Source organism: Bacillus mobilis (genome assembly GCF_001884045.1).
Classification (GTDB): Bacteria; Bacillota; Bacilli; order Bacillales; family Bacillaceae_G; genus Bacillus_A; species Bacillus_A mobilis.
In genome coordinates this window covers 1-22,166 of sequence record NZ_MACF01000019.1, presented here as the reverse complement: position 1 = coordinate 22,166, position 22,166 = coordinate 1, and the positions used below count along the sequence as shown (strand labels likewise).

Below are 22,166 nucleotides of genomic sequence, written 5' to 3'. Positions count from 1 at the left end.
AGTAAAGTAGCAATCTCTCACTCTCCCACATTATTTTTTAGACTAACTTCACATATTCACCAAATACTACACCATAGTTTTTATTTCACATCTTATTCAAGATTGTTTACAATTTATCTATAAAAGCATAACGGAGGGGTTTCTATGACGGACTTTCAAAAACAATTTTTTTCAAGATTACATATAGAAGAAAAACACAACGTTTCATTTGAAGATTTACCTAACATTATGTACGCGATGGCGCAAACTGTCCCTTTTGAAAACTTAAATATACTCGAAAACAACTTTACAGAAATATCAAAAGAAAATCTAAAAGAAAAAATTTTAGTAAACAACCGGGGCGGTCTTTGTTATGAACTCAATCCTACTATGTATTACTTCCTTAAAGACGTTGGATTTGATGTTTATCTCGTTTCAGGAACAGTGTACAATGCTGCAAATTCTATATGGGCTGTTGATTCTAGTCATATCGCAACTGTTTTAACACACCATAATAAACTTTATTTAATTGAAGTAGGATTCGGATCATACTTACCTCTTGCACCTGTCCCTTTCTCAGGTGAAGTCATTCACTCCGTCACAGGAGATTATCGTATTCGTAAAGAAATGACCGAAAAGGGAAACTATATTTTAGAGATGCGTAAAAACAATGAGTTTTTGGATCAATCTTCTGCTGATGATTGGACGTTAGGCTATGCATTTTATATAGAAGAAGTGAATGAAGAAAAAGCAAATGCAGCACAAAAAATTATCGTTGAACATGAGGGCTCACCATTTAACAAAGTACCTCTTATTGTAAAACTAACTGAAGATGGGCATGCATCTTTAACAAAGGATAGTCTGACAATAGCGAAAAACGGTAAAAAAACGAAAGAAAACGTTACAGATGTGCAATATAAAAATCTTTTACATTCAAAATTCGGAATTGCATTATAATTTTTTAAGCCTTGCCATTTAGCAAGGCTTTTTAATTTTCAGCAGGGATTTTTTGCAATTTGTTGTATTTCATAGTTATATAGGAATATAACTACATATTTAGAAAGGAAATGATTATGACTGAACTTAAAGATCGACTACAAGTAGATGATAAAGAGAAATGGGATTTAACGGATATTTATCATACAATCGAAGATTGGGAAAGCGATTTTCATAAAATTGAAGTATTAACGAAAGAATTACACGAGTTTAATGGAAACATTCAGGATGGCAATAGTTTATTAGCCTATTTAACAAAGAGCGAAGAAACTTCTAGCATAATATCTTTAATGTTTGCTTATGCACGATTACAATCTGATCTTGATACGCGCAATACTGACGCTCAATCTCTTGTCGATAAAGTATCACAATTACATGTGAAAGTAAGTGCGGCTAAATCTTTCTTTTCCCCATTCTTACTTAGCATAGATGAAGACACATTACATTCTTACATAGAAGAAGCAGAAGGTTTACAATACTATAAAGAAGACTTATTTGAATTGTACCGTTATAAAAAACACGTATTAAATAAGGATCAAGAAGAGATTTTATCACAAATGGGCGAAGCACTTTCCTCCCCTCAACATACATACGGCATGTTAAATAATGCAGATATACTATTTGGTGAAGTGACGACTGATGAAGGAGAAAAAGTTACTTTAACGCGCGGAATGTATGCAAAGTTAATAGAAGATGAAAATCGTGAGAAACGTAAAGAAGCCTATAAAGCTTATTACAAACCGTACGTTCAATTAAAGAATTCTATCGCTTCCACTTTATCTGCTGCTATTAAAAATAATGTTACTGTTTCAAAGCTAAGAAAATATCCATCAGCTTTAGAAAAGTCATTATTTGGCGACATGGTTCCGAAAGAAGTATATGAAAATCTAATTGAGACGACGAAAAAAAATATTCAATCACTACATACTTATAATGAACTTCGAAAAGAAAAATTAAATGTAGACGAACTACGTCAATACGACTTAGGCGTTGATTTAGTAGCGGGTGTAAAACAAGACATTCCATATGACAAAGCATTTGACATGATGATCGAATCACTAGCTCCTTTAGGTGAAGAATATATTGAAACATTAAAAACCTTTAAAGATAAACGCTATATAGATGTGAGAGAAACACCTGGAAAACGTTCCGGCGCTTATAACTTTGGTGTATACGGTGTTCATCCTTTCATACTTTTAAATCATCACGATGATTTAAATAGCCTTTTCACTCTTACTCATGAATGTGGACACGGCATGCATACACATTACTCTCACGGATACCAACCAAGAATTTCTGCACACTATACTATTTTCGTCGCAGAAGTCGCATCTACAGTAAATGAAGTGCTATTAATTCATCATTTATTAAAAGAAGCAAAAGATGCTGCTGTACGCAATCATTTAGTAAACCATTTCATTGAGAAATTTAAAGGCACTTTCTTTACACAAATCATGTTCGCTGAGTTTGAAAAAATCACACATTCAATGGCTGAGCAAGGTAAACCATTAAATGCCCAAGTCTTTAGCGAAGTTTATGAAAACTTATTTAGAGAGTATAATGGCGACTCCCTCGTATTTGACGAAGAAGTAAAATACGGATGGGCTAGAATACCACATTTCTATCGTCCATTTTACGTGTACAAATATGCAACTGGATTCGCTTCTGCAATCCAAATTGCTGATAAGTTATTGAGTGGCGATCCAAATGCTCAAAAACATTATATTGAATTCCTTAAAGGCGGAAGTTCTGACTATCCATTAAACTTACTGAAAAAAGCTGGAGTTGATTTAACTACGCCAGAACCGATTGAAAGTGCACTAAATCGTTTTAGCTCACTTGTTGAAGAGTTTTCAGCATTATAAAAAGCATGCAGAGTATATGCTCTGCATGCTTTTTTCATTTCAGTTACTTTATGCTAAATGTTGCTGCGTTACACAGTGAATCATGCCGCCATACGCAAACAATTCGTTTACATAAATACCAACAATTCTTCTTCCCGGAAACTGCCCTTCCATCATTTGAAGCGCTAACTTGTCATGTTCATCACCATATATAGGAACTAATACAACTTCATTTCCAATATAAAAGTTCAAATATGAGCCCTTACAGTCTGCTTCTTTTACCATTTTTCTTGTCACCGGTACTGGTATGAGCTGAAATGGTTTTCCATCTATATTTCTTGCTTGTCGCAATTCTTGATAATGTTTTTCGTACGCCTCCAAAAGGTAGGATTCACTTTCCCCGAAAGGATCATATTCATAAAGAATTGTATTTTCATTTACAAAACGTGCTGCCCCATCAATATGGTAATCTGTATCTTCATCATAATTATCCTCACCGCGAATGCCCGTTATCCATATAAAATTCGCTACCCCTAAATGCTTCGTTAACTCTATTTCAATCTCTTCCTGACTTAATGTAGGATTTCGATTTTCATTTATAATAGAAGTTTTTGCCGCCATTAAGGTTCCATTTCCGTTTATCTCTATTCCCCCGCCCTCTAGACAGACACTAGAATTAACTTTTGGAATGCTATACGTTTCACTTATTTTTGCCGGAACAACAGCATCATTTTCATACGGATATTTCTCACCCCAGCCATTAAAAATCCAGTGCGTTAAGCAGAGATTGCCTTCCTTATCTTTTACAAAAATCGGTCCATTATCTCTTATCCAAATATCATCCGTTTTTTCAATTAAAAAATCAATTTTATCCATGTCCACTTTCTCTTCCATTAACTTCGTTTGGACATGTACTTTTTCTTCCTCATCATATACAACAATATGCACATTTTCTCCGTAATGAAGCTCCTTTGCCATCGTTACCCAAATATCATCTAGCTTAGTTCTGTAACCTTCACCCCTATGAGCTTTATCATGAGGCCATTGGAGCCATGTCCCCTCATGCTTTTCCCACTCAGCTGGCATATAAAACAAACTATTTTCTATATTTCTCATACGTGTTCATCCTTTCTTCGAATGTAAGTTTAGTCTAAACTTTGACATCGTGTTAAGGTCAACAGAAATATACTAACTAATTCTTCATTCTCCCTTGTGATACACTACTTCTCCTTGTAAAACCGTCACTAAAACTTTCGCATCTGGAATCTTATCGAAACTCATTTTAGTAATATCTTCATTTAGTAATATCATATCGGCTGATTTACCTACTTCAATTGAACCAGTAATATTATCAAGACCTAATGCTTTGGCGGGCTTAATCGTATAAGCATCAATAGCTGCATATATATCAGATAAGCCTTTCTCTTCAATACTTAGCGCATTCGAAATCGTCACAAGTGGATTTAGTTCATTTACATCCCAATCACTACTAAGTGATACGTTTGCTCCTGTCTTCCAAATGCGTCCTAACGGCATAATTCGTTCCATCTGTTGATTTGAAAAATACGTACTTGCCCAGCTTTGTTTAGGATCTTCTGCAAAATCATGACCTACTTGGAAATCAGCGCTAATACCTAACTTAGCAAAACGATTTATATCACTATCTTCTACCATTTCAACATGCGTAAGCGTATAAGGCTGATTCGCCCCTTCTTTTTTCGCAGCTTCAATTGCATTTAAACTCTCTCTTACCCCGCCATCTCCAATCGTATGAATGAGTGCACCGTAACCAAGTTTATTGAGTTCCGTCAACCACCATTTCATTTTTTCTTCTGGAATATAGTTCAAACCGTACGGTGTTCCTTTAAACCACTCAAATTTATATTTTTCTAGTATTTTAGCAGTACTGTTAATGCTAATTCCATCACTATACATCTTCACTTGATTAATAAGCATTCGAGATGATACATCATCACGCTTAATTTTTTTGAAATACTCAATTTGTTCTGTTTCATTTAAGTTCGGATATACCCACGGACGCAGTACTACTCGTGACGTTAACTTTTTCTCATCGTTAACTTTATTCCAAACATCTAACCAGCCTCGTTTCCAGTAGAGACGTCCATCGCCGACTGTAGTAATACCATTCTTCGCAACCTCATCTAAACCGTCTAACAAACCTTCATAATTTTTTTCAAAGAGTTTAGGCTGAGAATTCCATGCTTTTTCCATTACGATATCCCCTGCTGTATCATACAGAAGCCCGAAAGGTTCTCCTGTTTCTGGATCCCGGATAATTCTTCCGCCTTGCGGATCTTTCGTATCTTTATTTATTCCCGCTACTTCCAATGCTTTTGAGTTAACCCATACAGAATGAGAAGTTCTTTCCATAATTAATACCGGGTTATTAGGAAATAACTCATCAAGAACTTGTAATGGCGTTTGTTGTTCTGACTTTTCGTCCATGTCTTTTAACAACTCTTCCAAACTAAATCCTGTTCCACTTACCCATTCGCCATCTTTCATATCTTTTTTACAAGCCCTTAAATACGAGCGTTGTTCTTGCAACGAAGCATCTGGTGAGACACTACAATTCCCTGCTGCTGGTGATCTCGCCTCAAATATATGATTATGATTGTCCACAAAACCAGGAAGAATAAAACGCCCTTGTAAATCCACCACTTTCGTATCTTCATTTATAAATTTTTCTACATCTTTGTTTGAACCAACAAATGTAATTTTCCCTTCTTTAACGGCTACAGCCTCTACAATGTCTTGCTTTCCATTTGAAGTATAGATTGTACCATTTTTAAACACTACATTTTTAGGCAATTCCTTAGGTAGAACAAAGCTACCATTCTCACCTTCTCCTCCAGGAGTACATGCTGAAACCAATGTCATACTTAGAATCAGACAAATAATCATGATTGTTTTTTTCATATTCTTTCTCCTTTTTATTATGATGAATTACTTACATAAATAGAATAAGGATTGACATAATGTTAATGTCAATCCTTATCTTCAGTCTATTTTCATAACTACAAAACAAATTTGTGTCACATACTCCTCTACTAAACAATCACATTCAGGTCCTTTTACGTAAACCTCATATGGTGAATCCTCTATTACATAACCATTTCTTTCAATCCATTTTTCTAATGCTATATAAGCGTAACCTATATAGTCATAACTTCCATAATGCATAGTAGTAACGATTTGATGCGGATTTAGTTTTTTTATTTCATATTCTTGTACTACATCTGTATTGTTCCCATGCATTACCGGAATTCTTAATTCAATATCACTCTTATTTGGAATATACTCTTCATCATAAAAAACTGTAGAAGGCGAGCCGACTATTTGGAAGTTATTCTTGTGTACTATTTCATATAAGTCATAAAAATAATCATCCATATCATCTATATTTATTTGTAACCTTTGAGAAATTACTGTTATTTCATTTCTCATCCCAATTAATATATCGTAATTTCTATGGCAAGCAGTATTTAAAGCAGAATTCATATTTACCATTTCATTCATTTCTGAAATAACCTGTAAATTTTGTTTTACTTCATGAGATAACTCTATAATTTGTGCTTGCATATGTTTAATAAATGAATCTTGATCTGACGACTGAAGAATGATTTTAATTTTCGGTAGAGGGAATTTATACTCCCTTAACTTTTTTATTTTCAATGCTATTTCTAACTGCCCTTGCTCATAATATCTATACCCATTTTCCGGGTTCACGTATGCTGGTTTTAATATACCCTCTTTGTCATAATGCCTTAGCATCCGTGTACTCATTTTACAAATCCGCGAAAACTCAGTAATTGTATACATATACTTACCCCTTGAATACATTTTCTTATACGCTTATTTTAAAGCCAATCAAAAATTTTCCTAACTGAAAATTCTTCATTCTGATTGTTCAATCTTTTCATTTTTGAAGGTAACAAATGCGAAGGACAATACCACGTTAAACAATTGATTGCGCCTCCCATTGTCGATATTTCTCCTACATGAATTTGAATAGCTTGTTTCTCCGTATGCTGTTGAATATATCGTAACACTTCCTGATCTTTAGCTAATCCAAATTTAGGCACGTAAATCGTATCACATGTTTCTAACATATTTATATACAATCCTTTTGCCGACGCTATTTCTTGATCATATTGCCCTTTCTCTGTATATGACGATGGCACAACTATAAATTTAGCTTCTGGCATTTGCTCTTGAATAATCTCCTGAACATTATATCTAAATTCATGGTCCCCTAAAAAATCACTAATAAACATCGTGTGTTCATCAATGAATTTAACCATTCCGTCTGCATGTGCAAGCACGTCCCCTTCTTCAGCAGGAATAATAATAACGCGGCTCACATCCAAATCCCATTCCAGTTGCTCTATAATTTCTTCTTCTGTCCAATCATAATTATCATCAAATATACGTTCCGTTACTATAACAGTATCTTTTTTATTCCAAATAAGATTTCCACCGTCTAATATCAATGGAGATTTCACATATTCAAAGTCGTTCTTTTTCAACCATTTATTAAATTGTTGATCTAAATATCGCCATTGATCTTTCGGTAAGTAATTGGGTTGATATTTAAATTTAACTAAATGATTTGTGACGACTGGTGCAACATCTCTTAGCCAAATATCATCATACTCAAAAAAGCTTGTATGAAAATCTTGCTCTTCAACAGATAAAGAAACAAGTTGATCAGTAAATGATTTATTTTCATTTAAGTATTCATTAAAATAAATCAAATCCTCATAAAACGGACGATAATATCCATTTGATTTATCTGGAATTGCAGTGAAAATAATTCCATTTTGTTTTTGTTCCATATTATTTACCTCGCTTTTTAATAATGGTTCAATAACTAATTTCACTATGCCAACTACTTCTCTTTTCATAACAATTTTCGAAACGTGCACATTTCATGAATGGATTATAGCACGGAGAAATATTATATATTTATATTAAAAATATAAAGCTGTCATTAAGCCGTAAATTGACTCTTGACAGGATTTTAAAATACAAAAATAGAAATTTATATGAAAATATGAAATTGAATAATAGCATCATAAATCCTATCATTATGAAGCTAGTTAAGATTATTCCGTTCAATACCCTTACTCCCTTTTCACCAAAAATAAAACATGACAAAATAGGTAAAAAGTAACAATTCACTTATTTTGTCCGTAGGTTGCTACATTTCAATCGATTACTTCAATTGAATCGGTTGTTGCTGTGTCACACAATGAATCATACCGCCATTTTTATAAAGCTCTCTCACATCAATACCAACTACTTTACGATCTGGATATAACTTCTGAATCGTATCGTTTGCGATTTTATCATTCGGATCATTATAATTAGGCACCAATACCACTGTATTCCCAATATAATAATTAATATACGATCCCTTATAATCGAGAGCTTTTCCATTTTCTAAAGTAACTTTCTCTTTACTAAGAGGTAAATATTCATACTTATATTTCTGTCCTGACGCATTTTTTGCATCTAACAATGTGTCCATATCTTTGTTTGATAACCCCCATTCGGCTAGGTCATCTTCTTTCATCGTTACAATGGTAGATTTACCATGAAATTTAGCAAATCCATCGATATGGAAATCAGTAATATCTAAATTAGGTACTCCGTCTAACCAAATAAAGTTTGTTACTCCAAGGTCACTTATATATTTTTCAATTTCCTTTTCTGATAGATCCGGATTTCTATTTTTATTTGTTACTGCACTTCGAGTTAATAAAGCAGTCCCATTACTGTCTAATTCAATTGCGCCGCCTTCCAGGACAAATTTCCCCCAATCAATCCTTTCAATCCCCAATTGTTTACTAACATTTTCACGTATACGAGCATCATTTTTATAAGGAGTTTTCTTTCCCCAACCATTAAATGCCGGATCTAATATTTTGAGATTTTTATTATTGTCATAAACAAAAATCGGCCCACTATCTCTTGCCCATACATCATCAGTAGGAGCGATAAAGAAATCAATTTTATCCATATTCAGTCCTTTATCTATTAAAAGATTATTGATGCGCTCTTTCTCTTCCTCATCGTATGCAACAATATGGACTTTTTCACCCTCGGTTAAAGCACTTGCCATCTTAACCCAAATCGGTTCAACTTCCTGCTTATACTCTTCACCATATGTGTATTCATGAGGCCATTGCAACCATGTACCTTCATGCTTATCTTTTTCATCTGGCATCGTATATTTCCCAACTTTTTTCTGTACCGCTATTTTTTCATTCTCTTTCCCTTTTGCATTTTCATTACCACCTTCAAAAGAACAACCACTAATAATCGCCGTGGATAATGTAGCTATTAAGCAAAACTTTACTATTTTCTTCATTTTTTCAACCTCCTGTTCTTATCTCCAATAATATAAAGCTTCACATAGTGTGAAGCTCAAGCTTTTTCTCCAATGTAAAAATTCCCAATCACTCTTTACATTCCTATCATTTAACTACCAATATGTATTTATTCAACTATCTTCCTTACCTATTTGTTTAGCACGCTGAACTTTACGAAATAAAAAAATCGGTATTGATAATTACATATCAATACCGATTTTAAAATTATTCTTTTCCTTCTATTAAATCATTCGCCATTTTCCTAAACTCTTGGTTAAATGCATCACTCATACCATTTTGAACGTTAGAGAATAATATGACAAACGTTCTTTTATCCCAGTTAAAATTATTAAAAGTATTCCATCCTGATAATACGCCGTGGTTATGATAATAATCTGGATACGTATAGAAACTAAATCCATATTTTCTTGCAGGTGATGCAGTAAACATATCTAATACACTTTGTTTAGATAGCAGTTTTCCATCCATAATAGCCTCATCTAATCTTTTCATATCTTCAACAGTCGTATACATTTCACCACACCCATACAACCAGCTCATTTTTAAGCGGGGTGCAGCTATTAACTCATTATCTTTTCTCGTATAACCTTCTGCTAAAAAAATATCTTCTGGGAGAGTTGCACCCATTCCAGATTCATGCATTTCAACAGGGGTAAAAATATTTTCTTTCACATATTCAGCAAGTGGTTTATTTGCTATTTTTTCTACAATATACGCAAGTACCATATAATTATAATCTGTATATCGCCATCCTGTCCCTGCAGGGAATTGTAATTTTTGCGCCCCAATCCACGTTACTAACTTTAGTCGTGACGCCGCATCAACCCTACCTTGTCCCTGATCTGGTAACCCAGATGTATGTGTTAACAAATTTCGCAACGTAACGTTTTTATCTGCCGGAAACGATGGAATATACTTATTTACATTGTCTTCAATATTTAACTTCCCTTTTTCTTTTAGCTGCATAATTGATATTGCAACGACTGTTTTCGTAATAGAACCAATGCGATATTTCGTTCTTGGCGTTGTTACTACTTTATCTTCCACATTCGCATACCCATAACCTTTTCGTAAAATCACATGATCTTTACTAGCTACAAGAACACTCCCATTAAATCCTTTATCTTTTAAATATTGATCTAGCTTTCCAGCTGCAACTTCATAACGCTTTTTCTCATTTGCATCAACTTCCTGCATATTGCCCTTTTGCTTACTATTTACATTAGAAAATGCTTTTATATCATATTTCTTACCTTTATTTGCATGTATTAGTGCAACGACACTCCCACAAAAAATAGCAAAAATAAAGAAAACAATTAACCATTTCTTTAACATAATAGGAACCCTCTTTTATCTAGTTTCACTTAACGCGCATCCATTCTATTCTATATCTATTAATTTTCAGATACTTTATATTATTATCTATCTATTATTCACCTTATTAAACTAGATTCCTTTTTCTCATATTCAGTTTTTGACTACTCTCTATTGTATTTCTTTCTTGCAAAATTTCCACCTTACAATCGGATACACCCTACTATAATTTCAATATCTTATGTAACATTTGTTACACATTATCAAAAAGGAGTTATAAACATGAAAATTACTGATAAACGCAATCGTTTAGATGATATGATGTTTCATTACAGGGTAACAAAAAACAACATAGTTTTAATTGAATATTACAGGAAACAAATTATGATATTAAAAGGAAATGCTGCTGAAAAATTTTTAAACAAAATAAATCTTGCACATAACGATACAGAAAGACAACTCATTATGGCTAAAGTAACAGGCAATTTCAAAAGGGGCAATGAACCTCATTGAAAACGAATCTCATTTATATTTTGATTATACAACATATAAAAAAAGAAATGTCGCTCATTCGGCATTTCTTTAGACTTTCTTCATAAAAAATTTACATTGCTAACTTTCTTTTATTTTTTTATTTTTACTATATAAACTCACTACCGAGATACTTAATAATATCACTATACACAACCAAGCATACGTATACCCTTTCTTATCGACAATATAACCAAATAAAGCAGGTGCAACAATAATCGCTATTTGATTGAATGTAAGTGCCAAACTAACTGTTATTCCAACAGATTCTTCACTTGCCAATTCAGCAACTTCGACGATAAAAAGACTAAACCAACCAATTGAAAAGAAGCCTAACAATGCGCTTACACCATACAATACTCCACTCGTTACTGTATGTATGCTCATTACTAACAATAGAATCAAACCGATAGAAGCACAGACAGCTATAAATAAAGGCGTATGCCGATTCCCCTTATAAAACAAATCACTACTAGCTGCTAATACAACACGGCCAATCATTCCAGAAAAGAACATCACTGAAAATACTGTTCCAGCTACAATAGATGTAATGGATTCTTCCCTTACTATAAATTTCATGAAGTGCCCAACTAACACCATTTGCAATGAAATCATGCAAATACCCGTTATATATATTGGATACAATTCTTTTTTACATATCACTACTTTTAGCTCCATCCAAAAAGAAATTTTAATATGTTCTTTCCTTGCATCTTCTTGAACATATGGCTCTTTATAAAACATAAAAAATAATAATCCTCCCATTATACAAATGCATGCCATACTATTTATTGCGTAAGTTACATCATATTGTATCGTAAGAAAAGGGATTAACACTCCCGCTAACGCACCACCAATCGGTATACCAGCTTGCCTTATCCCCATTGCTAATCCTCGATTTTCTTTTGGGAACCATTTTAAAATTACTTTACTTCCTCCTGGCTGAGAAACACTATAAAACATTCCTACTAATAAAAGTACAAATAACAGACCATTAAATCCACTTACTATATTAGTTAGTAAAAACGAACCTCCTAGCAAAAATGAACTGATAGAAATTAATAATTTTTCATTATATTGATCCAGTAACCGCCCAACAAAAAGCATACAAAATAACGGTCCAATATTTACAACACTTACTAACAATCCACTCTCCATATTCGTAAGCCCATATTCTCCTTTCCAAAATAAAGCGAAAACTCCAACACCATAAGTTATAAGCGTCGCTGTTGTTTGAGCAATCGTCGCAACAATTAACATAACCCACTTATAAGCACTATTCATCCTTTCTTCGATTAACAAAATAATCCCTCCCCTCTTCCATTGTATGAAAGTTCTGATATCATATAAAATAAAGATATATCATATAATCCATCAAAAAAATTGATACCTTTTCGGAGGGAAGATGCATGGACATAAAAGATTTAACTGTATTTTACGAAGTTGCAAAGGAAAGTAATATTTCTCACGCAGCGAAAAATTTGAACTATGTACAATCAGGCGTAACAATGCGTATGAAACAACTAGAAAATGAATTAGGTGTGCCTTTATTTTATCGTAACGGAAAAGGTGTAACTTTAACTTCTAACGGTGAGATTTTATTAACATACGCTAAACAAATTATCCACTTAATGGATCAATCTATAAAAGCGGTTCAAAGTAATGGAACTGATCCTAAAGGCACTTTGAAAATCGGATGTACAGAATCTACAACCGCGGTAAGGCTACCATCTATATTAACGGCCTATTATGAGAAATATCCAGAAGTCGAATTAACTTTAGAAACAAATACGACCGAACAACTAATTAAGCTAGTGCTAGAACGAAAACTAGACGGAGCATTTATAGCAGGATCTACTCAGCATACTGAACTTCATACAAATGTATTTCGTGAAGAAGAATTAGTTCTCATTAGTAAAAAACCTTTATCCGCCCTTACAGACATAAAAAATATGAATTTACTCGCTTTTAGTCACGGTTGCTATTATAGAAGTTTATTAGAAGACTTGCTTCAAGAAGAAGGCATCTCGCCTAAACGAGTATTAGAGTTCGGAACAATTGAAGCAATACTCGCCTGTGTAAAATCAAATATGGGTGTAGCGATTATGATGAAATCAATTTTAAAGGGGCATGAACATAACTTATCATTCAATCCTTTACCAAATAAATTCAAAAAAGTTCCTACTACTTTTATTACTAGGAAAGATATATATCACTCAGCTGCATTACAAAAATTTATGGAGATGGTTTAACAATGCGTGAAAAGAAAATACGTGGGATGAAGCGTAAAACAAACACGATGATAAAGCGAATTGAAGAACATACAAAAACGTTCCCTTCTGCTTTCTATAACGATGAATATTGGTATATTCCTTTACCAGTTTCCCAAGCTTTTATCGATTCGTGTAAAACACCTAGAAAAGTAAAACGATTATGTATACAAACCTTATTAAATCAAGCAAACCATTTAATAAAAATAAAACCGATCGATACACATACATATCGAGTTGTTGTTTTGATTTCTATAGAAAGTTTGTGGGATTCACAAATCATAATATTTAAAAATGAAGACTACTTTCATAATTTCTTTAATAGAAATAGTGAATTTCAAAAATGGATTCCTCTTTTAAATGAGTTTGATTTTTGGGAGACATGGGGAATTTCAATTTGTTCTACTGTCCAAACCTTGCACTTCCAAGAGATCATTTATGATGAGGATACAATCGATAAAAAAGAAATTTGGTTTATTGGAGAGTTATCTTAAAAGGGGAACTTTCTAATTAGAAGCTTCCCTTTTTTCACTTAACAAAATCGCTATATAATGAATTTGTCATTTTACTATATAGGAGGTTTTCAAATGGTAATCCCTAAATATCCCGATGTCCCTACTCTTACGAAAAAACAAATCGATCAAATTACAGAAATCACTTTTCTAAAAGAAATTACACCACAAAAATGTGATGCCATTTTCGTTTTCGGCGGTTCTCATCCTGGTAATTGGCAAGCTCCTCTAAAAGCTTATCAACAAGGTTTAGGAAACCAAATTATCGTTACAGGTGGTACTAGTTTGCATGGCATGAAACATCCGAGCTGGAATTACGGGGATTTATCAGAAGCAGAAGTAATTGTAAATAAATTAATTGAACATGGCGTACCAAAAGACGCTATCCTATTCGAGACAAGCTCCCTCCATTCTATTGCTAATGTAATTGAAGCGAAAAAGATTTTTGATTTCACAAAAATTAATCGGTTACTCTTTGTATGCAAAAGTTTAGGAGCCGGTCGGCAATATAGAGTATTAAAAAAACATCTACCTAATACTGTTACTTGTATTCCATTTACATTTGATACAAGTTTCGATGGTGAGTTTATAATTAATAGATATAACTGGATGGAAAATGAAAAGAGTCGCTCCATGATTTTTGGAGAATACTTGAGAAATGTTTGCTACGGTAAAAAAGGCGGTATTGAACCACCTGAAAAAGAAGTTCAAGGTTTAGAGGAATATGTATCCTACTACTATAATCTAGCATAATAGAAAAGGTATACCTAAAACAACGGTATACCCTTTCTCCTATTTATTTTTCCTTTAACACACTATGTAATCGATCAGGATAATTTGTAAACATTCCTGTAGCACCCCATTTAATTAACAATCTCATATCTGGTTTCTCATTAATTGTATACAGGTGAATTAACAGTCCATTTTTCCTAGCCATTTTTCCTAGCCATTTTCATATATGACTCATCAATAATTAGTTCTCCGTTATCATTACGTAAGTTTGGCCCAATACCAACTGCATACTTTTTAATTTCTTGAAAATCATCATTCGTTACACTTTTCGGTTCATGTGTAATTCCAGACCATTCAACAATCTCATTGTTTTCATTTGGATAATACCAAAGTAGTTGAACTAACGGAATATTTTTATTCATACTATGAATCTTTGTTAAACTATCTTTACTAAATGATTGAATCATAACACGGCTAGAAGACATGTTTTGACCTACTAAATTATATTTATTTAACAACGCTAACAATTTTTCTTCCATTCCTGGATACACATCTGGTGATTTTGTTTCAATGTAATACTTCATGCTTCTTCCGTACTTTTGGAAGATTTCTTCAAGAGTCGGAACCTTTTGACCAACGTACTCTTGCTTAGCCTTTTCTGGATAAGCTTTATTGAACCAAGATCCTGCATCTAAGCTTTTTATTTCACTTAATGTTTTATCTCGTACTTCACCTGTTCCATTTGTAGTACGATCAACTGTTGTATCATGCATTGCAATTAATTGGCCGTCCTTAGTTAACTGAATATCTAACTCCAAATAATCCGCTTTCATTTTTTTCACAAGATCATAAGAAGCAAAAGTATGCTCAGGTGCATGTCCACTTGCTCCGCGATGTGCAATGTTTAAAAACTTATTCGTATTCCATTCATGCTTCCCTTCTGCTTTTGCATGAACAGCTCCCACAGCATAGATACTTCCCATCATAAAGAAAATAACTAACACGCTAATAATTTTTCTCATCCTTCTAACCCTTCCTACGTTGCAAATTTCAACAAGTTAATGAGATTTACACGGAATAGAAGATATACTTTCATTATTTTTATAAGCTTATATGAAAATCCCAATCTTACAAATACAATTCCCCTATGTTATTACTATACTATTTATTTTCCATACCCCTCCTATTCACATGTAACTCCTTATTGATTACAGTTCATCAATAAAAAAAGCCATAATTTATTTAGAGGACACTTCTGTATCCCTAAATAAATGTATGGCTTATCTCAAATATCTCCGGCCTCGATTAACTTGTCGAAATTAATCATACAAACCTATTAAACTTTGTGAATATTTTTTAAACAGATAGTTTCTATGCTAAAGCAGCTGGCAGCATTAATTGCGGACCTTTTCCCATACGTGCCAACACCCAGTCATCATAATACCACATTTCCGTTTGACGACGACTCATCATATAATCCCAGCGTACTTCACGCTCAAATTCGATGATTTGTCCGTCTCCTCCAATTGTCACCCAGTTAAAACTCCCATTATCATGCATCATTTTCACCCATAAAACAGGAAAAGTAACAATTTCTCCTTCATCTTTATACTGTCTCATTTGTTTTTCTATACGAAGTAAAGTTAAACCACTTGCATATTGTTGATCAACCTTTTCCATTACATCCATTGCTATTTGTTCAGCATTATCTTTATGAGGCAGTTTGTCTGAGTATATTGGCATCATATTCGTATAACTTAATAAACACTTATCATTTTGAGTAGTAATGGTTGTAATATGAGCACCACCGTAATGTAACAGCTCTTCTGCTTGATAGCGTTTGATGGAAACTTGTACACCGTCACGTAATTCTTCATGCTCCCGTACCAACTTTACATACTTCGGAAGTGGTAATAACATTGACACTTCTTTACTACAATTTTGAAAAGTATTATATTGATTCGCCATTTAACATCTCTCCCTTATATATAATTCTTCTGGAACATGTGTAAGAAATTCTGTTAGCTCCCCGGCATAATATACATATAATTCATGCATCGCCCTCGTACATGCTGTGTAAAACAAATTGCGTTCAGACTCCCTATTATAGCTGTCATTAGAAGCTTCAAATATAATTACCGCGTCAAATTCTATCCCTTTCGCCAAATAAGCAGGAATAATAACAACGCCGTTCTCATAAGGTGTATTCTCTTTTTGCATAAGGTGGACGTGTAATATATCTCCTATTAACTCCATCACTTTCATGCATTCTTCATTTGTTTTACAAATTACCGCAACTGTTTTATGGCCTTTTTCTTCTAACTCTTTCACCTTAAGAACTATATTCTCTACACGCTTTCGCTCATCACTTACTTTTATATAAACAGGCTTCTTACCATCCCTATTAAAAGCTTCAATCTCATTTCCATTTGGAATCATACACTTTGTAAATTCAATGATCGGTTTTGTCGATCGATAACTACGGTTAAGCTGGACTGTTTCCACTTTACGATTTACAAATAATGTGGAGATAATATTGTTTTCTCTATTTTGGTCATGCGAGAAAATATTTTGATTACGATCACCAAGTAACGTCCATTTCGCCTTCGGAAATAGTCGTTTTAGAAATGCTAATTGAAATGCTGTATAATCTTGCACTTCATCAATAAATACAAACTTCACAAGGTGATTCGTCTTAAATCCTTCAAGTAATTCTTTTAAAAACAAATACGGCGCTGCATCTTCATTTGTTAGCTGTTTATTCTTCAAATGCTTCACTGTCTGCTTACATATATCTCCCCAGCAATCTGGTACGAAAATATCTTTCTGCATGCTTTCAAATAACTGCTGAAAAATCGCAGGATGATTTACAAAAGCGAAATTTTTTACCCTTCTACGTAATGAACGAAAATGTTTCTTCACTACATATTTCGTTAATAACTCATGTTCCTTCTCATAATAATCAAATTGATTATCCTTCTCTAATTTTTCATATATTCGATTGTAATCTTCTTTATTTAAATACTGAACTTCTCGTTCCACCCAATCTTTTTTCAATTCTATCTTTTCAAATTCATGTAACTTCCGAAGAATCCATTCCATTGTAAGTTGCATTCGATTCGGTATAGCAATAAACATGTCTAGACTATAAAAATAAGCACATATTGATTTTGCCTCCATGAGCACTTCGCCTTTACATGTAACATCATGAAATTGTATACCTTTTTCACTTAAGCTTCGCGCGTATTTCTCAAGTAGTCCCATAAATTCAACCGAAGATTTATATTGAATGCCTTTCACTCTAGTTTCATACGTACTTTCATGCTTTTTCGTTAAAACGTATTCTAACTGCGCAAATGAATCTTCTACAGTAAAGCTTTTTCCAATCATATGTTCCACATACGTTTGAAAAGTCGTTTGTTGCATATTTTCTTCCCCAAGCTCTGGCAAAACGTTCGCAATATAACTATTAAACAACTCATTCGGAGAAAACAGTAACATTTGATCCGCATGAACCGTGCCGCGGTAACGATACAATAAATAAGCAATACGTTGCAGTGCTGCTGAAGTTTTCCCGCTCCCAGCAGTCCCTTGCACAATTAACACATCACTTTTATCGTTTCGAATAATTTGGTTTTGTTCCCTCTGTATCGTCGCTACAATACTTTTCATTTGCTCACTTGCATTTCTTCCAAGTACTTCTTGTAATAATTCATCACCTATCGTCACACCTGTATCAAACATACTTTGAATCGTCCCGTTTCGAATTATATATTGACGTTTTAAAAGTAAATCACCTGAAATCTTACCTATGGGCGCTTTATACTGTGCCCTCCCTAAAGTGTAATCATAATAAAGGCTCGAAATAGGTGCCCGCCAATCGTATACTAAAAACTCATCATTTTCTTTATCATAAAAAGAGCCGATACCGATATACATTTCATCGGTATCCGCTTCAGCATCTTCTTTAAAATCAATCCGCCCAAAATACGGCGTTTCTTTTATTTTCGTTAAAAGGTTATATTCATTTTTCGTATGACGATGTGTATGTTCTCTTTCAGCAAGAAGCTCTGCCTCTTGCCTAATACTCGCCGCCGTTTCAACCGCTTCTTTAATATTATCTATATTTACTTTTACATCTTCCCAAAAGTTTTTTCTAATACTTACAATTTCAGACTTCACTGAGCCAACTCGATCATCCAGCTCTTTCAGTTCCTCCTCTACTTTTTCAATAACTACATCTACACGTTGTTGCTCTTCTTTATAATGACTCATATAATCTCCCCTTCTCCTACTATTTGAAAGCCTTATATGATACGTAACTTTTTACTTTTGAAAAATGCCACAAGCAACAATCTCCCACGACTTTTGAAACTCTTCGTTTATCCTCTCTTCTTTCCACTTCTCAGAAAAAGCAGGGTGATAGAACGATGAAAGCAAACCAAATAACGTATACGCTAAAAACAAACTATCTTGTTTTTCAATCTCATTGCGCTCTATCCCACGATTTATCACGTTCTCCAGTTGTCCAACTAATCTTTCTTCGTGCTTTTGAATCACCTTATTCTTTTGCTGCACTAACGAACTATTCAATGTAAATAACTCTTCATTTTCAAGTAACTCTTTCTTTTTAAGCTGAAATAAACGAAAGAACCACTCTTGTAAAATGATTTCCGTCTCTCCATCTTTTCCCGCAATTTGTTCAAGCTGATCTGAGTACTTAAGCAGCCATCTTTCTAAAATAGCGTCGCGCAGTGTGGCCTTACTCCGAAAATAAGAATATAAAGCCGCATGACTAACATCAAGTGACTTCGCAATACTAACAAGTGTCGTCCTACTCCATCCATATTTCATTAACTCTTTTTCCGCTGCATCTAAAACAACATTCTTCGTTAACGCCTTCTCTGTCATTTTTCTCACCGTCCAATTTATTTACATAATACTATTATTCCAATAACAACTTACATTTTTTATTATTTGTAAGTTGAATGCAAAAAAATACGATTTCAATTAGGTTATAAGATTAACATATCCTTTTTCAACTTACAATATTTTTATTTTGTAAGTTGAAAAAGGATAAAAGAAGTGTCTTATATAAAACACTTCTTCCTAGTTTCTTAAAAATTACACAATAAATGATTCATTACCTCGTTAAGCACCGTACGTAGATTTGCTGTACCTTTTGCTGAACGCCACGCAATGAAGCTATCTGGTCTAATCACTACAGCTCCTTCATTCTCTAAACCATATAATTCACGAAAAACATTTTCTTGAGCAATAAAGTCTCCGGTTAAACCTACTCGATACACTTTTATATTTATTCCTAATTCAGCTGAAACATCTTGTGCACAATCGGCCCAAGCGCGATTTTCTGCTCCAATAAGTAACACAAAATCATTTCCTAATAAATCAAGTATAGAAATTTCTTTTCCATCATACGTTCCACAAAAGTGTGGTGCTCGCGTTCCAGGTCTTCCATTCAACTCTACGATATCCATTCTATGTGAAGTAGCTGAGTCATCTACTATCGCTTCAGAACAATAGTGATACCCAACAGTTACAGTTAAACCATCCATATTATTCAAACTGCCTTCTTCTCTATTCGCAGCACGGAACAATAAACTACTCGCATACTCCGTCGTTAATTTTGCCACAGGATATCTCTCTTCATAATATGTTTCTAACAATTTTGGATTTGCTTTCCCTTTTATAACAACCGCTAATTTCCAAGCTAAGTTATGTGCATCTTGTATGCCTGTATTTGAACCAAATCCTCCAGTTGGTGGCATAATATGGGCAGAATCACCAACTAAAAAAATGCGATTATCTTGAAATTTCACGGCTGTACTTTCAGTCGCTTCCCACGGTAAAACACTTACTATTTCTGGCTCAACATTTGTGCTTCCAATTGCTGTTTGAATGATTTGTTTACAACGTTCTATAGTGAAATCCTCTGGTCGCCCTCCTTTTAACGGATCGTAGGATACATGGTAAATCCATCTTCTTTCGTTATCAACTGGAATAAGTGCACCAAGAACTTCCGAATGAAGTACCATAGTAAAACCAAATGCATCTCCTTGTATAAACTCACTTAAATCCGCTTCAAAATAAATATTCATATAATAACCACCGATTGTACCTCGTCCCTCAGTACTTATCCCTAGCTGCTCACGTATTTTACTTTTTGCCCCGTCCGCTGCAATTACATAGTCACAATGAATAATACTTTCTTCTTCCGTTTCGCGATTCCGAATCGTTGCTATTACTCCGTGCTCATTTTGTTCATAAGAAACCAATTCATGATAAAAAGATAATCCTCCGCCTAATGTTCTCGCTTCTTGTAACATCATTTCTTCTAAAGTAATTTGATAACAAGCTGTTTGTTTTGATGGACTAATCTCTTCTATTTTTTGAAGTAACTTTTCATCGTTTCCATACTGAGTCGCCCTCATTTGTGCCAATTCTTCCTTATCCGCCTCAGCTATTGTATGAACTGCTATTCTTCCCCGACAATTTTCTAATGCTTTACCCGCTGATCTAATTCTTTGTTCTAAACCCAATTCTCGAAATAACTCCATCGTACGAAAAGTGATTCCACCTGCCTTTGGATGAATTGCAGTAGACTGATGCCTTTCAATCAGTAAATAATTTACGTTATGTTTTGCAAGGAATAGCGCAGACGCTAATCCTGATAATCCTCCTCCAACAATTAAAACTGATACGTAATTCGATTTCATAAATTTACCCTCCACATCATTGTTCTGAGCTCAATGACATAAATATAATCAAAAAAACAACAAAGATATAGACTTATATTTCATTTTAAATTATCATATAGATAGATTACGCCCCAAATTACTTTTTCTTTTTCATATATCTATAATCTGCTTGAATTATGCATGTATGAAAGAGTAAAACGAAACAACTCACTTTAGTAAACACCAACATAATAAGCGGTCGTAGCCCTGTAAAGTTAAAAGGGCTTACGACCGCTTATTTTTTTAAAATCCTTACCCTCTATCATTTATAAACAACGTATTATTCAATCACTTTTTCTTTTTAAAACTTCATCCATTTTAATATGCTATCCTTTTCTACCCCCTACCATTTTCAACACAAAAATTTCATTCGTCTCGATTTTCTTTCCCAATATTGCAGCTCATTCAACAATCATGTAGCATTACCGTATCGATGTAATGGTTCATCATCTTAAGCCTTTCGACTAATTTTTTGGAGGTAAAGTGATTGAAATGAATAAACAAGAACAATTAAATGTTATAAAAAAAGATTTTATTGATTCTCAAAAAGTATTATTGGCAATTGGCGATGAAACACGTCAAGCTATTTTGTTCGTTCTCATGGAAACGGAATGTCAAACCGGATTACGTGTAGGCGAAATTACGAAACAAACACACCTTTCTCGACCAGCGGTATCACATCATCTTAGAATTTTACGAGAAGCCGGTATTATTTTAATGCGAAAAGAAGGTACAAAAAACTTTTATTATATTGATATACGTACAAAATTAGGTTTATTAAAAAATCTTGTATTAGATATAGAAAAGCTAT

General features: G+C 33.7%; 18 protein-coding genes and 1 pseudogene. 7 read left to right on the top strand and 12 right to left on the bottom strand.

All coding sequences use genetic code 11. The features are described from left to right. The first annotated feature begins 144 nt into the window (after positions 1-144). Together BAQ44_RS01100 and pepF are read left to right on the top strand one after the other, a co-directional pair. Entirely contained in the window at positions 145-936 is a 792-nt protein-coding gene (locus BAQ44_RS01100; protein ID WP_071720327.1) for an arylamine N-acetyltransferase family protein, read from the top strand. A gap of 116 nt (positions 937-1,052) precedes the next feature. Beyond that, a complete protein-coding gene (gene pepF, locus BAQ44_RS01095; RefSeq protein ID WP_071720326.1) occupies positions 1,053-2,840 on the top strand; it encodes an oligoendopeptidase F in 1,788 nt (595 codons plus the stop codon). 48 nt (positions 2,841-2,888) lie between these two features. On the opposite strand, the gene BAQ44_RS01090 is transcribed toward pepF, so the two are convergent. The 6 genes from BAQ44_RS01090 to BAQ44_RS01065 all read right to left on the bottom strand — a co-directional run bounded on the left by BAQ44_RS01090 (position 2,889) and on the right by BAQ44_RS01065 (position 10,573). Next, a complete protein-coding gene (locus tag BAQ44_RS01090; protein WP_071720324.1) occupies positions 2,889-3,935 on the bottom strand; it encodes an agmatine deiminase family protein in 1,047 nt (348 codons plus the stop codon). A gap of 84 nt (positions 3,936-4,019) precedes the next feature. Next, entirely contained in the window at positions 4,020-5,759 is a 1,740-nt protein-coding gene (locus tag BAQ44_RS01085) for an amidohydrolase (protein ID WP_071720322.1), read from the bottom strand. 81 nt (positions 5,760-5,840) lie between these two features. Further along, on the bottom strand, positions 5,841-6,662 hold the full coding sequence (locus tag BAQ44_RS01080; RefSeq protein ID WP_071720320.1) for a MerR family transcriptional regulator: 822 nt from the start codon (positions 6,660-6,662) through the stop codon (positions 5,841-5,843). A gap of 38 nt (positions 6,663-6,700) precedes the next feature. Next, entirely contained in the window at positions 6,701-7,678 is a 978-nt protein-coding gene (locus BAQ44_RS01075; protein WP_071720391.1) for an agmatine deiminase family protein, read from the bottom strand. 380 nt (positions 7,679-8,058) lie between these two features. Continuing rightward, positions 8,059-9,216, bottom strand: a complete 1,158-nt coding sequence (locus BAQ44_RS01070; protein WP_071720318.1) for an agmatine deiminase family protein — start codon at positions 9,214-9,216, stop codon at positions 8,059-8,061. 226 nt (positions 9,217-9,442) lie between these two features. Then, positions 9,443-10,573, bottom strand: a complete 1,131-nt coding sequence (locus BAQ44_RS01065) for a serine hydrolase domain-containing protein (RefSeq protein WP_071720316.1) — start codon at positions 10,571-10,573, stop codon at positions 9,443-9,445. 261 nt (positions 10,574-10,834) lie between these two features. On the opposite strand from BAQ44_RS01065, the gene BAQ44_RS01060 reads away from it, so the two are divergent. Next, positions 10,835-11,065, top strand: a complete 231-nt coding sequence (locus tag BAQ44_RS01060; protein ID WP_071720315.1) for a hypothetical protein — start codon at positions 10,835-10,837, stop codon at positions 11,063-11,065. A gap of 99 nt (positions 11,066-11,164) precedes the next feature. Here the strand turns inward: BAQ44_RS01060 and BAQ44_RS01055 are convergent, their stop codons facing one another. Next, positions 11,165-12,385, bottom strand: a complete 1,221-nt coding sequence (locus tag BAQ44_RS01055; protein WP_071720312.1) for an MFS transporter — start codon at positions 12,383-12,385, stop codon at positions 11,165-11,167. A 107-nt stretch (positions 12,386-12,492) separates the two neighbouring features. On the opposite strand from BAQ44_RS01055, the gene BAQ44_RS01050 reads away from it, so the two are divergent. From BAQ44_RS01050 to BAQ44_RS01040, 3 genes are all read left to right on the top strand, one after another. Further along, the gene (locus BAQ44_RS01050) at positions 12,493-13,335 is read left to right on the top strand and encodes a LysR family transcriptional regulator (protein WP_071720310.1); all 843 of its coding nucleotides are present in this window, start codon (positions 12,493-12,495) and stop codon (positions 13,333-13,335) included. Positions 13,336-13,337: 2 nt separating this feature from the next. After that, positions 13,338-13,847, top strand: coding sequence for a DUF3916 domain-containing protein (locus BAQ44_RS01045; protein ID WP_071720308.1), 510 nt, complete (start codon positions 13,338-13,340; stop codon positions 13,845-13,847). 93 nt (positions 13,848-13,940) lie between these two features. Continuing rightward, the gene (locus BAQ44_RS01040) at positions 13,941-14,618 is read left to right on the top strand and encodes a YdcF family protein (protein ID WP_071720306.1); all 678 of its coding nucleotides are present in this window, start codon (positions 13,941-13,943) and stop codon (positions 14,616-14,618) included. Between the two features lie 43 nt (positions 14,619-14,661). Here BAQ44_RS01040 and BAQ44_RS01035 read toward each other — a convergent pair. The 5 genes and pseudogenes from BAQ44_RS01035 to BAQ44_RS01015 form a co-directional block, all read right to left on the bottom strand. Continuing rightward, positions 14,662-15,619: pseudogene (locus BAQ44_RS01035) on the bottom strand (glycerophosphodiester phosphodiesterase). A gap of 349 nt (positions 15,620-15,968) precedes the next feature. After that, the gene (locus tag BAQ44_RS01030) at positions 15,969-16,565 is read right to left on the bottom strand and encodes a hypothetical protein (protein ID WP_071720304.1); all 597 of its coding nucleotides are present in this window, start codon (positions 16,563-16,565) and stop codon (positions 15,969-15,971) included. Beyond that, on the bottom strand, positions 16,566-18,872 hold the full coding sequence (helD, locus tag BAQ44_RS01025; RefSeq protein ID WP_071720302.1) for an RNA polymerase recycling motor HelD: 2,307 nt from the start codon (positions 18,870-18,872) through the stop codon (positions 16,566-16,568). It lies immediately after the preceding gene. A gap of 51 nt (positions 18,873-18,923) precedes the next feature. Then, positions 18,924-19,508: a TetR/AcrR family transcriptional regulator gene (locus BAQ44_RS01020; RefSeq protein WP_071720300.1), complete on the bottom strand. Its 585-nt coding sequence runs from the start codon at positions 19,506-19,508 to the stop codon at positions 18,924-18,926. A gap of 206 nt (positions 19,509-19,714) precedes the next feature. Beyond that, a complete protein-coding gene (locus BAQ44_RS01015) occupies positions 19,715-21,334 on the bottom strand; it encodes an FAD-dependent oxidoreductase (RefSeq protein WP_071720298.1) in 1,620 nt (539 codons plus the stop codon). Positions 21,335-21,838: 504 nt separating this feature from the next. Between BAQ44_RS01015 and BAQ44_RS01010 the strand changes: the two genes are divergently transcribed. Beyond that, positions 21,839-22,166 (top strand): ArsR/SmtB family transcription factor (locus tag BAQ44_RS01010; RefSeq protein WP_071720297.1); only part of this gene is annotated, 328 nt, incomplete at its 3' end.

Excerpts from the sequence above, each read along its gene's own strand:
- BAQ44_RS01085 (WP_071720322.1), bottom strand. The coding sequence starts at position 5,759 with ATGAAAAAAACAATCATGATTATTTGTCTGATTCTAAGTATGACATTG.
- BAQ44_RS01090 (WP_071720324.1), bottom strand. The coding sequence starts at position 3,935 with ATGAGAAATATAGAAAATAGTTTGTTTTATATGCCAGCTGAGTGGGAA.
- BAQ44_RS01030 (WP_071720304.1), bottom strand. The coding sequence starts at position 16,565 with ATGGCGAATCAATATAATACTTTTCAAAATTGTAGTAAAGAAGTGTCA.
- BAQ44_RS01060 (WP_071720315.1), top strand. The coding sequence starts at position 10,835 with ATGAAAATTACTGATAAACGCAATCGTTTAGATGATATGATGTTTCAT.
- BAQ44_RS01040 (WP_071720306.1), top strand. The coding sequence starts at position 13,941 with ATGGTAATCCCTAAATATCCCGATGTCCCTACTCTTACGAAAAAACAA.
- BAQ44_RS01100 (WP_071720327.1), top strand. The coding sequence starts at position 145 with ATGACGGACTTTCAAAAACAATTTTTTTCAAGATTACATATAGAAGAA.
- BAQ44_RS01065 (WP_071720316.1), bottom strand. The coding sequence starts at position 10,573 with ATGTTAAAGAAATGGTTAATTGTTTTCTTTATTTTTGCTATTTTTTGT.
- pepF (WP_071720326.1), top strand. The coding sequence starts at position 1,053 with ATGACTGAACTTAAAGATCGACTACAAGTAGATGATAAAGAGAAATGG.
- BAQ44_RS01045 (WP_071720308.1), top strand. The coding sequence starts at position 13,338 with ATGCGTGAAAAGAAAATACGTGGGATGAAGCGTAAAACAAACACGATG.
- BAQ44_RS01070 (WP_071720318.1), bottom strand. The coding sequence starts at position 9,216 with ATGAAGAAAATAGTAAAGTTTTGCTTAATAGCTACATTATCCACGGCG.
- BAQ44_RS01050 (WP_071720310.1), top strand. The coding sequence starts at position 12,493 with ATGGACATAAAAGATTTAACTGTATTTTACGAAGTTGCAAAGGAAAGT.
- BAQ44_RS01075 (WP_071720391.1), bottom strand. The coding sequence starts at position 7,678 with ATGGAACAAAAACAAAATGGAATTATTTTCACTGCAATTCCAGATAAA.
- BAQ44_RS01020 (WP_071720300.1), bottom strand. The coding sequence starts at position 19,508 with ATGACAGAGAAGGCGTTAACGAAGAATGTTGTTTTAGATGCAGCGGAA.
- BAQ44_RS01080 (WP_071720320.1), bottom strand. The coding sequence starts at position 6,662 with ATGTATACAATTACTGAGTTTTCGCGGATTTGTAAAATGAGTACACGG.
- helD (WP_071720302.1), bottom strand. The coding sequence starts at position 18,872 with ATGAGTCATTATAAAGAAGAGCAACAACGTGTAGATGTAGTTATTGAA.
- BAQ44_RS01015 (WP_071720298.1), bottom strand. The coding sequence starts at position 21,334 with ATGAAATCGAATTACGTATCAGTTTTAATTGTTGGAGGAGGATTATCA.